This is a genomic window from Brevibacterium sp. HMSC24B04 (assembly GCF_001806835.1).
In the GTDB taxonomy this organism is placed as follows: Bacteria; Actinomycetota; Actinomycetes; order Actinomycetales; family Brevibacteriaceae; genus Brevibacterium; species Brevibacterium ravenspurgense.
In genome coordinates this window covers 28,886-43,112 of record NZ_KV786090.1, presented here as the reverse complement: position 1 = coordinate 43,112, position 14,227 = coordinate 28,886, and the positions used below count along the sequence as shown (strand labels likewise).

13 protein-coding genes are annotated in these 14,227 nt (G+C 61.8%); all 13 read right to left on the bottom strand.

What is annotated here, in order from left to right; genetic code table 11:
• Window positions 1–53 precede the first annotated feature (53 nt).
• On the bottom strand, window positions 54–527 hold the full coding sequence (nrdR, locus tag HMPREF3092_RS06090; protein WP_061941272.1) for a transcriptional regulator NrdR: 474 nt from the start codon (window positions 525–527) through the stop codon (window positions 54–56).
• Window positions 527–1,840 carry a histidinol dehydrogenase gene (gene hisD, locus HMPREF3092_RS06085; RefSeq protein ID WP_083274282.1) on the bottom strand — a complete coding sequence of 438 codons (1,314 nt, stop codon included), beginning with the start codon at window positions 1,838–1,840 and terminating at the stop codon, window positions 527–529. The genes nrdR and hisD overlap by 1 nt, the downstream gene beginning before the upstream one ends.
• 80 nt (window positions 1,841–1,920) lie before the next feature.
• The gene (gene dnaE / locus HMPREF3092_RS06080; protein WP_070424212.1) at window positions 1,921–5,427 is read right to left on the bottom strand and encodes a DNA polymerase III subunit alpha; all 3,507 of its coding nucleotides are present in this window, start codon (window positions 5,425–5,427) and stop codon (window positions 1,921–1,923) included.
• A 59-nt stretch (window positions 5,428–5,486) separates the two neighbouring features.
• On the bottom strand, window positions 5,487–6,419 hold the full coding sequence (locus HMPREF3092_RS06075; RefSeq protein WP_070424200.1) for an RluA family pseudouridine synthase: 933 nt from the start codon (window positions 6,417–6,419) through the stop codon (window positions 5,487–5,489).
• On the bottom strand, window positions 6,412–6,915 hold the full coding sequence (locus HMPREF3092_RS06070) for a signal peptidase II (protein WP_070424199.1): 504 nt from the start codon (window positions 6,913–6,915) through the stop codon (window positions 6,412–6,414). Before HMPREF3092_RS06070 ends, HMPREF3092_RS06075 begins: the two co-directional genes overlap by 8 nt.
• A gap of 84 nt (window positions 6,916–6,999) precedes the next feature.
• Complete coding sequence (locus tag HMPREF3092_RS06065) at window positions 7,000–7,800, bottom strand: DivIVA domain-containing protein (protein ID WP_019175261.1); 801 nt, start codon at window positions 7,798–7,800, stop codon at window positions 7,000–7,002.
• Window positions 7,801–7,953: 153 nt separating this feature from the next.
• The gene (locus HMPREF3092_RS06060) at window positions 7,954–8,253 is read right to left on the bottom strand and encodes a YggT family protein (protein WP_019175262.1); all 300 of its coding nucleotides are present in this window, start codon (window positions 8,251–8,253) and stop codon (window positions 7,954–7,956) included.
• A gap of 79 nt (window positions 8,254–8,332) precedes the next feature.
• The gene (locus HMPREF3092_RS06055) at window positions 8,333–8,833 is read right to left on the bottom strand and encodes a cell division protein SepF (RefSeq protein WP_019175263.1); all 501 of its coding nucleotides are present in this window, start codon (window positions 8,831–8,833) and stop codon (window positions 8,333–8,335) included.
• A gap of 75 nt (window positions 8,834–8,908) precedes the next feature.
• On the bottom strand, window positions 8,909–9,613 hold the full coding sequence (pgeF, locus tag HMPREF3092_RS06050; protein WP_231863254.1) for a peptidoglycan editing factor PgeF: 705 nt from the start codon (window positions 9,611–9,613) through the stop codon (window positions 8,909–8,911).
• 52 nt (window positions 9,614–9,665) lie between these two features.
• Window positions 9,666–10,814 carry a cell division protein FtsZ gene (gene ftsZ / locus HMPREF3092_RS06045; RefSeq protein WP_061941281.1) on the bottom strand — a complete coding sequence of 383 codons (1,149 nt, stop codon included), beginning with the start codon at window positions 10,812–10,814 and terminating at the stop codon, window positions 9,666–9,668.
• A 102-nt stretch (window positions 10,815–10,916) separates the two neighbouring features.
• Entirely contained in the window at window positions 10,917–11,681 is a 765-nt protein-coding gene (locus HMPREF3092_RS06040; RefSeq protein ID WP_070424198.1) for a cell division protein FtsQ/DivIB, read from the bottom strand.
• Window positions 11,678–13,069 carry a UDP-N-acetylmuramate--L-alanine ligase gene (murC, locus tag HMPREF3092_RS06035; protein WP_070424197.1) on the bottom strand — a complete coding sequence of 464 codons (1,392 nt, stop codon included), beginning with the start codon at window positions 13,067–13,069 and terminating at the stop codon, window positions 11,678–11,680. The genes HMPREF3092_RS06040 and murC overlap by 4 nt, the downstream gene beginning before the upstream one ends.
• A complete protein-coding gene (gene murG, locus HMPREF3092_RS06030) occupies window positions 13,070–14,227 on the bottom strand; it encodes an undecaprenyldiphospho-muramoylpentapeptide beta-N-acetylglucosaminyltransferase (protein ID WP_070424196.1) in 1,158 nt (385 codons plus the stop codon). It lies immediately after the preceding gene.

Below are 14,227 nucleotides of genomic sequence, written 5' to 3'. Positions count from 1 at the left end.
TAAGTGTGTGCCCTCATTTTATACACATGCACTGTGCGGGACGCAAGTCACTGTCAGAATTCTTTCTCTGCAGCCCGTCCGTCGCGTTCGGCGCGCAGTGATTCAATGGCCTCTTCGAAGTCTTCGAGGCTTTCAAAGCCCTGGTACACACTGGCAAAGCGCAGGTAGGCCACCTGGTCGAGCTCGCGCAGCGGGCTCAGGATTGTCAGGCCCACTTCGTCCGCATCGATTTCAGCAACACCACGAGCACGGATTGCCTCTTCGACCGTCTGGGCGAGCTTGGCGAGGTCGTCTTCTTCGACCGGACGGCCCTGGCAGGCTTTGCGCACACCGGAAATCACCTTGGAACGGGAAAATTCCTCGGTCACACCGGAACGTTTGATGACAGACAGGCTGGTGGCCTCCATTGTGGTGAAACGGCGGCCGCACGCGGTGCACTGCCGGCGCCTGCGGATCGAGGCGCCGTCTTCCGCAGTCCGCGAATCCACAACGCGCGAATCAGCATTGCGACAGAAAGGACAGTGCATCAGCCCTCCATCCGAATCTGCACGGCTGCACCGTGCGCGGGCAGGTCTTCCACTCTGCTGAACGCGCTGATGTGACCGGCAACGGCCTCCAGCGCCTCCTTCGAGTAGCTGATCACCTGGCTGCCCTTCATAAAGGACACGGTGCCCAGCGCGGAGGCAAATGCTGCCGAACCGACGGTGGGAAGCACGTGGTTAGAGCCGGAGCAGTAGTCCCCCAGAGCCACGGGAGAATAATCGCCGATGAAAACCGAACCTCCGTTGACGATCCCACGCGCAGCTTCCTCTGCACCGTCGCCGTGAACTTCAACGTGTTCGCCCGCGTAGGCGTTTGCCACGGCAATCGCGTCGTCCTCAGAGGACACCAGGATCGTGCCGGACTGTTCGCCCCGCAGAGCCTGTTCGACACGCTCACGGTGTGGGGTTTTCGCCGTCTGTTCGGCAAGAGCCGCATCGACGGCGTCAGCGAAGTCTTCGCTGTCGGTCACCAGAACCGAAGCGGCAAGGGGGTCGTGCTCCGCTTGGCTCAGAAGGTCAGCCGCAACAAAGTCGGGGCGTGAACCGCTCAAGGCTACAACGATGATCTCAGTGGGACCGGCAACAGCGTCAATGCCCACAACATCGCGCACTTCGGCCTTTGCCGCAGCGACAAAGGCGTTGCCCGGACCGGTGATGAGATCCACTGGCTCAAGGTCTTCCCCATCAGAGAATCCGTACGCGAAAGCTCCGATCGCCTGGGCTCCGCCCATCGCCCACACTTCGGTCACTCCGAGCAGGTGGGCGGCCGCCATGACCGTGCGGTTGGGCAGACCGTCAGGGCCCGGAGGCGAAGCAATCGCCATCGACTTCACGCCGGCCGTCAAAGCCGGCACAGCGTTCATCAGCACAGTAGACGGGTACGCGGCCAGTCCCCCGGGAACATACAGGCCCACCCGCTCGACCGGCTGCCATCTGCTGGTGACGGTGCCGCCATGGGCGAAAGTCTGGGTGTCATCCGCCGGCAGCTGTCCAGCGGACACACGCTCCAGCCGAGCACGGGCTTCACGCAGAGCTGCTTCGACATCCGCGGGAAGATCGTCATAGGCCTTTTTCAGTTCGGCCTCGGGAACACGCACGCGCTCCAACCGCACACCGTCAAAGCGGTGGGTGAGGTCAACAACTGCTTCGCGCCCGCGTTCACGCACGTCGGCAAGCACCCCGGCTGCCGCACCCGCGGCGTGGGAAAAGCCCGCGTGGGCTCGCGGCACCGCGGTGCGAAGGGTGCGGCGGTCCATGTCCGTGTTGCGCAGATCGATGCGGCGAAGAAGTTCAGTCACACCGTTAGTCTACGGATCCCAGCGGAGCAGATTGTGCTGCACCCGCCTCGTGAGTCCAGCCAGAGAACAGCCAGCGGCTGTCAGCCCTGCAGACAGCGCGGGCCCAAAAGGGCCTTGAGGTCACCGAAGAGGCTCGGGCCGCTGGTCACACTGCAGGAACTGTCCAAACGCATAAGGGTGGTGCGTCCAGGTTCCTTGATGGCCAGGCGCACCTCTGTGGCTCCGCGGTTGGACCGCAGGATGTCACCGAGCTGGGTGACCAACTGTTCGCTCAGCAGCGAGTGCGGAACGGTGAGCACGAGGGGGCGGTCCTCGGGGTCAGTGACATCCGGAATCGTCATTGACTGGGCCATGAGCGACGTCGGCCGGTCATCCGACTGGCGGACCCGGCCGGTGATCGTCACCACCAGGTCGATGGCCAACAGCGAGGCAACGGGTTCGTAGACGTCGCCGAAGAACATGATCTCCAGGCTCGCTTCCAAGTCCTCGACCGTGACGATGGCATAGGGCTTGCCGGAGTTCTTCGACACTTTGCGCTGCACCTGCGTGATGATGCCGCACACCGTCACACTCGAACCGTCGCGCACGTGGCTTTCAGGATCCAGCAGCTGCACAATCGACGTATCGGCTTCGCTCGCCAACACACCGTCGAGTCCGTTGAGCGGGTGATCCGACACGTACAGGCCGATCATTTCGCGCTCAAAGGCGAGTTTTTCCTTCTTGCCCCATTCGGGCCGGTCCGGCACGGGGACCGAGAATTCAGCTCCCTCGCCTTCACCCAAACCGGCAAACAGGTCGAACTGGCCGACAGCCTCCTGCCGTTTGACGCCGATGACCGAGTCCACAGCTTCCTCGTGGATCTCGACCAGAGCGCGCCTGGTTTCACCGAGAGAGTCAAAAGCGCCCGATTTGATGAGCGATTCCACCGTGCGCTTATTGCACACGTGGGAGGGCACTTTGTCCAGGAAATCCGAGAACGAGGTGAAGTCGTCCTTTTCAGCGCGGGCGTTGACGATTCCATCAACCACGTTGTCGCCCACATTGCGCACGGCCCCCATGCCGAAGCGAATGTCGTCGCCGACCGGGGTGAAGTTCAGCTGCGATTCGTTGACGTCCGGCGGCAGCACCGTAATGTGCATCTTCCGGCACTCGTTGAGGTAAAGGGCAAGCTTGTCCTTGTTGTCAGCAACCGAGGTCAGCAGCGCCGCCATGTACTCGGCCGGATAGTGCGCCTTGAGGTAGGCGGTCCAGTAGGACACCACACCGTAGGCGGCGGAGTGCGCCTTGTTGAACGCGTAGTCCGAGAACGGCAGCAAGATGTCCCACAGCGCCTGCGCAGCTTCTTTCGAGTAGCCGCGTTCCTTCATGCCGCCGAAGAAGCCCTCCTGCTGGGCATCCAGTTCGGCCTTTTTCTTCTTGCCCATAGCGCGGCGCAGAATATCTGCCTGACCGAGCGAATATCCGGCGACCTTCTGCGCGATCGCCATGACCTGCTCCTGGTAGATGATCAGGCCGTAGGTCGTGTCGAGGATCTCTGCCAGGGGTTCGGCAAGTTCCGGGTGGATTGGGGTGATCGGCTGGAGACCGTTTTTGCGCTTGGCGTAGTTGGTGTGTGAATCCGCGCCCATGGGGCCTGGGCGGTACAGGGCCAGGGTTGCCGAAATGTCTTCGAAGTTGTCCGGCTTCATCAGCCGCAGCAGACCTTGCAGTCCCCCGCCGTCCAGCTGGAACACACCGAGGGTGTCCCCGCGGGCCAGAAGTTCGTAGGTCGCCCGGTCATCCAGTTCGAGGGTTTCCAGATCGAGGTCGAAGTCGCGGTTGACCTTGATGTTCTCAATCGCGTCCGAAATGATCGTCAGGTTCCGCAGCCCCAAGAAGTCCATCTTGATCAGTCCGAGGCCCTCAGCTGTCGGATAGTCGAACTGCGTGATGACCTGGCCGTCCTGAATACGGCGCATGATCGGGATGACATCGATGATCGGCGCTGAGGACATGATGACGCCGGCGGCGTGCACGCCCCACTGCCGTTTCAGGCCCTCCAGGCCAAGTGCTGTGTCGAAGACTTCGCGTGCTTCCGGATCGTTTTCGATGAACGTACGGAAGTCCCCGGCTTCCCCATAGCGAGGCGCCTTGGGGTTTTCGATATCGGCCAGGGGAATGTCCTTGGCCATGACCGCCGGCGGAAGCTCCTTTGTCAGCCGTTCCCCCAGCGAGAACGGTTTGCCGAGCACGCGCGCGGAGTCTTTCAGCGCCTGCTTGGTTTTGATGGTGCCGAAGGTGACGATCATCGAAACGTATTCGGAGCCGTATTTGCGGGTTACGTATTCGATGACCTCGCCGCGTCGACGGTCGTCGAAGTCGACGTCGAAGTCGGGCATCGACACGCGGTCGGGGTTGAGGAACCGTTCGAAGATCAGTCCGTGTTCAAGCGGATTGAGGTCGGTGATGCGCAGGGCGTAGGCGACCATGGAGCCCGCACCGGAGCCTCGGCCGGGGCCTACGCGAATGCCGTTGTCCTTCGCCCAGTTGATGAAGTCGGCAACCACGAGGAAGTAGCCGGGGAATCCCATATTCGAGATGATTCCGAGCTCATAGTCCGCCTGCTTGCGCACATCGTCGGGAATGCCGTCGGGGAACCTGTAGTGCAGACCCTTGTCGACTTCCTTGTACAGCCAGGACTCTTCGTCTTCGCCATCGGGTGTGGGGAACTTCGGCATGAAGTTCGCATTCGTGTCAAAAGACACATCACACATTTCGGCAATGCGCAGGGTGTTGTCGCAGGCCTCCGGCATTTCTTTGAACAGGGCCCGCATTTCGGCCGCGGATTTCAGGTAGTAGCCGGTGCCGGAGAACGCAAAGCGCGAACCGCCCTGATCGTAGGTCGGTTCGATGAGCTTCGAACCGGATTGGATGGCCAGGAGCGCTTCGTGGGCTTTTGCGTCAGATTCGTGGGTGTAGTGGAGGTCGTTGGTTGCCACGAGCGGCAGGTCGAGGCGCTTGGCGATCTCGAGGAGGTCTTTGGACACGCGCTTTTCAATGCTGAGCCCGTGGTCCATGATTTCGCAGAAGAAGTTCTCTTTGCCGAAGATGTCTTGGAACTCCGCTGCGGCGGCAAGTGCCTCATCGAACTGACCGAGGCGCAGGCGCGTCTGCACTTCTCCGGAAGGGCATCCGGTTGTTGCGATGATGCCCTCGGAGTGCTTCGACAGCAGTTCCCGGTCCAGGCGCGGCCATTTGCCGAAAACCGAGTCAAGAGAAGCCATGGAGGCGGCTTTGAACAGGTTCGACATTCCCCGGTTGTCGCGTGCCCACATGGTCATGTGGGTGTACGCACCGCCGCCGGATACGTCGTCGCCGCGCTGGGCTTCGTCAGTCCGCCATTTGACGCGAGTCTTGTCGTGCCGTGAGGTTCCCGGTGTCACATAGGCTTCCAAGCCGATGATCGGCTTGATTCCGTTGGCGACAGCCTGCGAGTAGAAGTCGAACGCACCGAACAGGTAGCCGTGATCGGTGATCGCAATCGAATCCATACCGCTGGCTTTGACAGCCTGCATGAGATCTCCGAGGCGTGCCGCCCCGTCGAGCATCGAGTATTCGGTGTGAACGTGCAGGTGCGAAAAGCTGTCAGCCACGGATTCTGCTCTCCTTACTCGCCGGCGGCAGCGCGCAGGTGGTCGAGCGCGTTCTGCAGATCAGCCGGGTACTGGGATTCGAATTCTACGTACTCCCCCGATTCGGGATGCACGAACCCCAGTCGCACGGCGTGCAGCCATTGCCGCTCAAGCCCCAGTTGTTGGGCCAAGACCGGGTCGGCTCCGTACGGGAGGTCACCACAGCACGGGTGTTTCGTAGCGGACATGTGCACGCGAATCTGGTGGGTGCGCCCGGTTTCCAGATCGATTTCGAGCAGACTGGCCGACCTGAAAGCTTCCAGAAGCGTGTAGTGGGTGATGGCGTGTTTGCCTTCAGACCGGACCGCGTACAGGCCGTCACGGCGCGGATGGCGTCCGATGGAGGCTTCAATTGTTCCGATTACGGGGTCTGGCAGCCCCTGGACGAGCGCGTGGTAGGTCTTGTCGACTTCCCTCTGTTTGAAGGCCCGTTTGAGGACAGAGTAGGCGTGTTCGCCTTTTGCGACGACCATGACTCCCGAGGTGCCAACGTCAAGGCGGTGCACGATGCCCTGGCGTTCCGCGGCTCCGCTCGTGGCGATCTTGTGCCCGGCTGCCGCAAGACCGCCGATGACCGTCGGCCCTGACCAACCGGCTGCGGCATGGGCAGCGACGCCGATCGGTTTGTCTACGACGATGATGGCGGGGTCTTCGTAGAGGATCTTCATGCCGGGCACGGGATCAGCCACGATGCTCAGCGGCTTTTCCGGTTCTGGCATGATGACATCGACACGAGCTCCGCCGGTCACACGCGAAGACTTCTGGGCGAGAGCGCCGTCAATGTGCACTCCGCCCTCAGCCGCAATCTGGGCGGCTTTCGACCGTGACAGACCCAAAAGCCTCGACAGTGCAGCGTCGATGCGTTCACCGTCAAGACCTTCGGGAATGAGAAAAGAGCGCTCAGTCATGGTTCTCCTGCGGTTGAGCCTGCGCTTCGTCCAGCGGGGTGCCCTTGAGTGCAGCCAGCATGAGAATTGCCGCCGCCCCGGTGATCGCGATGTCGGCAACATTGCACACGAAGAAATGCAGGTCAATGAAATCGACAACCGCGCCGTGGAAGAACCCGGGCGGTCGGAACAGGCGGTCAAACAGGTTGCCCAGCAGGCCGCCCAGCAGAAGCCCGAGTCCAACCGCCCACAGCGGTGAGCGCAAACGGCGGGCCGCAATCACGATTGCAAAGAACACGGCAACGGCAATCGCGCTGAAAATCCACGTGTTCGAAGCACCGAGGCCGAAGGCTGCGCCTGGATTGCGCAGGAAAACGAAGCCAGCGAAGTCACCGAGGACTGCAATGCGCGGCTGACCTACAAGTGCAATGACCGCGATGGCTTTGGTCGCCTGGTCAAGCGCAAAAGCCAGAGCTGCGATGCCTGCCAACAGCAGGCGTGCTGAGCGTCGGTTCACGGTTCTCCTTGGAAGCTTCGGCAAAGGAATCGGATACAAGCAGAGGCGGCCATCAGAAGATGGCCGCCTCTGTCATGTGAGAGATCAGAGTGAGTTCGAGTTTCCGCCCACCTTGCTGCCGGAAAGGGTTTCCGGTGCGAGGGTGCCCGAGCTTTCGAGGTCGCGGAGCTGGTCCGACAGGTAGCTCTTGAGGCGGGTGCGGTACTGGCGTTCGAAGTTCTGCAGACCGTCGATTTCGCGTTCGAGCGAAGCCTTCTGGTTCTCCAGCTGGCTCAGCGTTTCGTCGCGCTTCTTTTCGGCGGCCGACAGAATGTCAGCGGACTTCTTTTCGGCTTCGCCGATCAGCTTGTCGCGGGTGCGCTCACCTTCGGCAACGTGTTCGTCGTGGACACGCTGGGCCAGAGCGATCAGGCCGTGAGCGTCCTGGTCGCCGCCCTGTGCGGCGGGAGCAGCAGCAGACGCACCGACGGCGGCGCCGGCAACACCGGCGGAAGCGGCCGGGGCGGCAGGAGCCTTGGGAGCTTCCTTGGCTTCAGGGGCTTCCTTAGCGGCTGCTTCTTCCTTTGCCTTGTCAGCTTCGACCGGAGCAGAGGTTTCGGTCTTGGCGGGAGCCTGCGGAGCAGTTGCAGGAGCAGCCTCAGCCTTCTTTTCAGCCTTGGGAGCTTCAGCCGGAGCAGAGGCGGGAGCCTTCTTCGACTGCAGTTCTTCAACCTTGGCTTCGGCAGCCGAGAGCTTCTGGCGAAGATCGTCGTTTTCGGTGTAAAGACGGCGCAGTTCAACTACGACCTCGTCAAGGAAGTCGTCGACTTCGTCCTGGTCGTAACCTTCACGGAACTTAACGTGCTGGAACCGCTTGTTAACTACGTCTTCAGGCGTAAGCGCCATGAGCCCACCTTTTATCGAGATTACAGTTGCTACATCGATGAACGATATTAAACAACACTTTAGACCACAGCGAGGCGTTTTGTCTTTTCGAATGCCTGCTCAGGCCGGCTGAATTGTGATTTTTTGCAGAACTTCGCTATGTGAAAGCCACTGCTACAGCATTGTGTAGCCGAAGCGAATGAGCATCCCGGCGAGAACCTGCACCGCGATGAAGACGATGATGAAACCCAGGTCAAGGGCAATGCCTCCCAAGCGCAGCGGGGGAATCACCTTGCGAACCGCTTTCACCGGCGGATCCGTCAGTGTGTAAATGATTTCAGCGACTGCCAGCATGAAGCCCTGCGGCCGCCAGTCACGGCTGAAAACCTGAATCAGATCAAAAATCACGCGCGCGATGAGCACGTAGACGTACAGGTTGAGCAACATGCCCACGATGATGAATGGATAACCCACTCTGTGCCCTTTCCAATGAAGAAGGCGGCGGGTGTTGCCCCGCCGCCCCTAGAGTACCCGGAGTACCCGGTCGGTTCTCTCAGCTCTGGTTGAAGAAGCTCGCCTGCGAATCTTCTTCACCGTCAGCTTCTGCGGTCACTTCGATGTTCTCGGGTGTCAGGAGGAACACCGAGTTCGTGACCTTTTCGATGGAACCGCGCAGGCCGAAGATCAGGCCGGCAGAGAAGTCCACGAGCCGCTTGGAGTTCGCTTCGTCCATAGCGGACAGGTTCATGATGACCGGCACGCCTTCACGGAAGGTGGTGCCGATGATCTTGGCGTCGTTGTACGAACGGGGGTGAATCGTCTGAATGCGAGACATAGTTGAGGGTGCCGCCGTTTCTACCGGGCGCACGGATGCGCGGATGGGAGTGACCTGCGCGGGTTCGGGAGCAGGTTCATTCGGGACGATCGAGGTTGGCTCGGACGCCGGTTCAGCCTGCTCGGGCTGTTCAGCGCGCACTTCTTCGTGCGCGTAGGCGTCGTCGTACTCTTCTTCGCCGAAGCCGAAGTAGTTGCCGATCTTCTTCAGAGTAGACACGGGACCTCCTGGTGCCGTCCGGGGGAAACTCTCTCCACGAAACTATCGCAGAGCGAGTACAAATAGATCGATCATCTAAGGCGTGTCGCGGCGTGATTCAAACCATGCGACAACAGCCATCCGGCCGGTGGTCTGTTCGCGCCGGTAGGAGTACAGCTCAGAAGCTTCATATGTGCAGGTGCGCGAAAACTCCGCGATCTCAACACCCGACTGCACCAGCTGATGAGCAACTCCGCCCGCTACGTCGATCGCGGCTGTTCCCGCAGCGGAAACTGCTCCGGCAACCGGGCAGACTTCCATAGCCTCGGCGCGCATCCGATCAGGAACCTCATAACAGCGAGGGCAGATGGACGGGCCGATGTAGGCGAAGATGTTCCGGGCACCCGCCTCGCGCATTTCTTCGACAGCGCGCACCGCAACGCCGTCCAGCATGCCGCGGCGTCCCGCGTGCACAACTCCGATGTGTCCAGTGTCCGGTGCAGCGAGTGCCACAGGAACGCAGTCAGCGGTCAGTACGGCCAACCCGATTCCCGCCAAAGACGTGATCTGCGCATCGGCCTGCGGCCCTTCAGCGACGTCGCCTTCCGTCTGCACGTGGTGGACGTCAGTTCCGTGCACCTGGCTGACGAAGCTGATCTTGTCGGCCGAAAGCGACAGTGCCGCAGCCAACGCGGAACGGTTGGCGTCGACGAGGGTGTCGTCGTCGCCAACCGAACGGCCCAGATTGAGCGAACTGAAGCGGCCAGAGCTGTAGCCGCCCCAGCGGTCGGTGAAAGCCACGTGGGCTTTCCCCGCTGAACCGCTGAGAACGTGCCTGGCCTGCAGCACTGCGTTACTTCAGGAAAGAGGGAATGTCGAGCGAATCGCCGCCGAAGTCATCGCGCTCATCCGGCAGTTCCTGCGGGATGTCGTTCTTCGGTTCAGCTTCAGTGACCTCCGGAGCAGGGCTCTCTTCGCGAGCTGCCTGCGCCGTGGCGGCGGTCTGTGCGGAAGGCACAGCCGGCGCGGCCTGCTGGCCTTCGCGGTCGCCCTTAGGGGTCGGGTCGAAGCCAGCGGCGATGACGGTCACGCGGACTTCGTCACCCAGGGCCGAGTCGATGACATTGCCGAAGATGATGTTTGCTTCGGGGTGAGCGGCTTCCTGCACGAGGCGGGCAGCTTCGTTGACCTCGAACAGGCCGAGGTCTTCGCCACCCTGGACGAGCATGAGCACGCCGTGCGCACCGTCGATGCTGGCCTCCAGAAGCGGCGAGGAGATGGCAGCTTCCGAAGCCTGGATCGCGCGGTCTTCGCCGACTGCCGAGCCAATGCCCATGAGCGCCGTGCCGGCGTCCTGCATAACCGACTTGACGTCAGCGAAGTCGAGGTTGATGTAGCCGGGAGTGGAAATGAGGTCCGTGATGCCTTGCACACCGGAGCGCAGGACTTCGTCTGCGGCGTTGAACGCTTCGACGATCGTGACGTTCTTGTCGGAAATCGACAGGAGGCGGTCGTTCGGGATGACGATGAGCGTGTCGACTTCTTCACGCAGTGCGGCAATGCCGGCCTCGGCCTGTTCCGAACGGCGGCGGCCCTCGAATGTGAAGGGACGTGTGACAACGCCGATCGTCAGAGCCCCCAGGCTGCGTGCGATGCGCGCAACAACGGGAGCCGCACCGGTGCCCGTGCCACCGCCTTCGCCGGCGGTGACGAAGACCATGTCGGCGCCTTCGAGCGCTTCCTTGATGGCGTCTTCGGAGTCTTCTGCGGCGCGCTTGCCGATCTCAGGATCAGCGCCTGCGCCGAGGCCGCGGGTGAGTTCGCGGCCGATTTCGATTTTGGTGTCTGCTTCGGACAGAACAAGGGCCTGGGCATCGGTGTTGATTGCGATGAACTCAACTCCGCGCAGACCGGCGTCGATCATGCGCTGGACAGCGTTGACACCACCACCGCCGGTGCCGGCAACTTTGATCTCAGCTCCGGAATTGGGGTATTCAGCCAAGTCGATTCCTCTTTCAGCGGTCGATGCCGATAATGGTCTTCGTCAGAACGGTATTAAAGCCGCTATGCGTGTGCAACCACCCGCGCGGTGTGTCTTAGACGGTCAGTCTTGGGAGTCTGCTTCCCGCGGCAGACGAGCCCACGCCGGCGCGTCCTCTTTTGTCGCGGGGACTGCTGTGCTCTGCACGTCAATGACCGGTGGTTCGTCTTCCATGATTGTGCGCGCCGTCGTGAGTTTCGCTTTGATATCCGTCGGCTCGCCGAGTATGACTGCGACCGTATAGTCCTCTTTGGGCCGCATGATCACAGCCGTCCGCGTGGAGCTCTTCACGGCGACGGCCTCGGTCTGCTTGAGGTTCTCCCCCAGGCTGCTGACAACCGTGGACGCGATTTCGATCCCCTCCCGGTCAGCAGTTCCGACGAACATGGGAACGTCTTTCGGTTTGTCATCGGGCTTGCCCAACACGACTGCTTCGCGGTCGTAGATCTCCCAGGCTTCTCCGCGTTTAACCGTGAACGCCGGCTGTCTGTCGTGCACTTTCACCCGGAGTGAACGAGGTCCGGCAGGACTGATGTCAAAGCTGCGCGCCAGCGGAAACTCTTCCGCAAGCTCATCTTTCAGCCGCTGGGATCGCAGCTGCGGCAGCGGTGTCCCTTCGTGCTTTTGAAGCATGAAGGCGGCCACTTCATCGCCGTCGACGAGCTGCGCGCCCTCAGCTTTGACGTCCGTGAGCGCAAGCAGCGGGGAAAACCATACGACCGCGCCCAGAGCGAGCACAGCAACAGCAGCGACGACCCCGTACAGGATCCGCCGCACCCGCAGAGAACGGTGTTCTCTGCGTCGCTCGTCGAGGCTCGCGGTGTTCATCGGCTGCGCAGCGAATCCAGGATTTCCGGTCCGACGATCGTCACGTCCCCCGCCCCCGCGGTGATGACCACGTCACCGGGCCGGCAGCGCCCCGCAACCAGGTCTGCCACCTCGGCAAAGGACGGAACAAAAGTGACCTTGTCAGCCGACAGCGGCACCTCGGCGGCGACAATAGCCCCTGTCACACCCGGGATCGGGTCTTCGCGAGCCGGATAGACATCCATGACGATGACGTCGTCAGCCAGACCCAGCGCCTCACCGAACTCGCGGCGGAAGTTCTGAGTGCGGCTGTACAGGTGCGGCTGGAACACAACGCGGACGCTGCGCTCTGGGTCAACTACCTGCTTGGCCGCGGTCAGCAGGTTGTGCAACTCCGTGGGATGGTGGGCGTAGTCGTCAAAAACCCGCACGCCCCGCTGCGTTCCTTTGAGCTCAAAGCGCCGTTTGGTGCCGCCGAAGCGGCCTAAGCCTTCGGCTGCAGCATCGACGTCGAGGCCGAGTTCAGCCACGATCGTCAGTGCGGCAACTGCGTTGCGCAGGTTGTACAGCCCCGGCAGGCTCAATTCGTACGGGCCGGATCGACCGTCTGCGGTCTCCAGTGCGAAGCTCTGAGACTGGTGGGTGTGGTGGGCGTCGACGATCCGCACGTCAGCGTCTTCCGAGGTGCCGTAGGTGATGACGCTGACTCCTCGGCTGCGTGCCAAGTCGGCCACTTCGCGGCTGCCGGCATCGTCGGCACACGCAATGAGCACTCCCCCGTTCTCTTCGACCCGGTGAGCGAACTGCGCAAAAGCCTCGCGGACCTTCTCCCAGCTGCCGTAGTGGTCGAGGTGGTCAGCCTCAACATTGGTCACGACGGCAATTTCGGGACTGTACAGAAGGAACGAACCGTCTGACTCATCGGCTTCCGCAACAAAGACGTCGCCGGTTCCGCTGTGCGCGTTCGTGCCCGCCGCCGTCAGCACTCCCCCGATGACGAATGACGGGTCGGCCCCGCAGGCCTGCAGCGCCACCGTCGCCATCGACGTGGTGGTTGTTTTCCCGTGGGTTCCGGCAATCGCGACCGTGCGGTACCCATCCATGAGCGAAGCAAGCGCCTCGGAACGGTGAATGATGGGGATCCCCTTGCTGCGGGCGGCGGCAAGCTCGGGGTTGCTTTCACGGATTGCGGACGACACGACGACAGTTCCCGCACCGTCGACGGCTTCTGCACTGTGCCCGATGTTGATCTGGGCTCCCTGTGCGCGCAGAGCCGTGACGACGGAGGAGTCTTTGGCATCAGAGCCAGTGACGGAACATCCGCGCATCAGCATGACGCGCGCGATGCCGGACATCCCTGCTCCGCCGATGCCGATGAAGTGGATGGGCTCGCTGAGGGCGGGTTTCATTCAGCTCTCCTTTGTGCCGCGCTCACGGCGCGTTTGGCGGGCGGGTGGGTACTCGCGGCCGGGGTGCGCAATGCCTGCGGCGGCGAAGATCTTCTTCGTCATCGCCCGGTCGGCGTTGACGGGGAACTCCAGACCGCGGGCGGCTGCACTCATCTTTTCCAGCTGTTCGGGGTTTCGCAGCAGCGGCAAGACGGTGTTACGCACGCTGTCGGCAGTGAAGTCGGCATTGTCGATCAGAATTGACGCGCCGGCAGCCACAGAGTCAGCGGCGTTGCGCTTCTGCTCTCCGTTGCCGATTGCCAGCGGCACATAAACGGCCGGCACTTCTGCGACTGTCACTTCGGCTACTGTTCCCGCACCCGAACGACACACGATGAGGTCCGCGGCAGCATAGGCGTTTTCCATACCGTCAACGTATTCAACGACGTGGTAGTCAGGGCTGTCCTTCGCTGCTTCGCGCAGTTCATCGGCTTTGCCAGCACCCGTGATGTGCAGAACCTGGACTCCGGTGAACTCTGCCGCGGTCTGGACGAAAGCCTCGTTGATCTTCTGCGCGCCAGAGGACCCTCCCGTGACAACGAGGGTCGTCATATCCGGGTTGATGCCGAGCCGTTCGGCCGCCTGCGCACGCTGCTGCCTGTCGCTGCGATCAACCTGGGCGATTTCAATGCGCATGGGCATGCCCACCTGCTCGCCGGCCATGGGGGTCGAAGCGAAGGTGAAGCCGATGTTCGATGCCTCGGCGTACCGGGCACCGAGCTTGTTGGCCATGCCGGGAACCGCGTTCGCTTCGTGCAGAACAATCGGGATGCCCAGTGATTTGGCAGCCAGGTACGCCGGCGGGCACACGTAACCGCCCACGCCGACGACAACATCTGTCTTCTGCTTCTTCAGCAGACGGCGCACCTGGCGGATGCTGGAGGTGAACTGGAACGGAAAGGTGAGCATCTTTGGGCTCAGTCCCCGTGGGAAGGGCACCTTCGGGATTGTCTGCAGGCGGTAGCCCGCGTGCGGAACCAGTCGCTTCTCCAGTCCTTCGTCTGTCCCCAGCATGAGAATGTCAGAGTCAGGGTCCTGGAACCGCAGGTCTTCGGCAATCGACAGCATCGGAGCTACGTGCCCCGTTGTGCCGCCGCCGGCAAAGAGAACGTTGACCAA

What these genes read in the sequence shown, in the direction of transcription:
- nrdR (WP_061941272.1), bottom strand. Translation starts at nt 527, where the DNA reads ATGCACTGTCCTTTCTGTCGCAATGCTGATTCGCGCGTTGTGGATTCG.
- dnaE (WP_070424212.1), bottom strand. Translation starts at nt 5,427, where the DNA reads ATGCTCGACGGGGCGGCACGCCTCGGAGATCTCATGCAGGCTGTCAAA.
- HMPREF3092_RS06075 (WP_070424200.1), bottom strand. Translation starts at nt 6,419, where the DNA reads ATGACTGAGCGCTCTTTTCTCATTCCCGAAGGTCTTGACGGTGAACGC.
- HMPREF3092_RS06065 (WP_019175261.1), bottom strand. Translation starts at nt 7,800, where the DNA reads ATGGCGCTTACGCCTGAAGACGTAGTTAACAAGCGGTTCCAGCACGTT.
- HMPREF3092_RS06040 (WP_070424198.1), bottom strand. Translation starts at nt 11,681, where the DNA reads ATGAACACCGCGAGCCTCGACGAGCGACGCAGAGAACACCGTTCTCTG.
- murC (WP_070424197.1), bottom strand. Translation starts at nt 13,069, where the DNA reads ATGAAACCCGCCCTCAGCGAGCCCATCCACTTCATCGGCATCGGCGGA.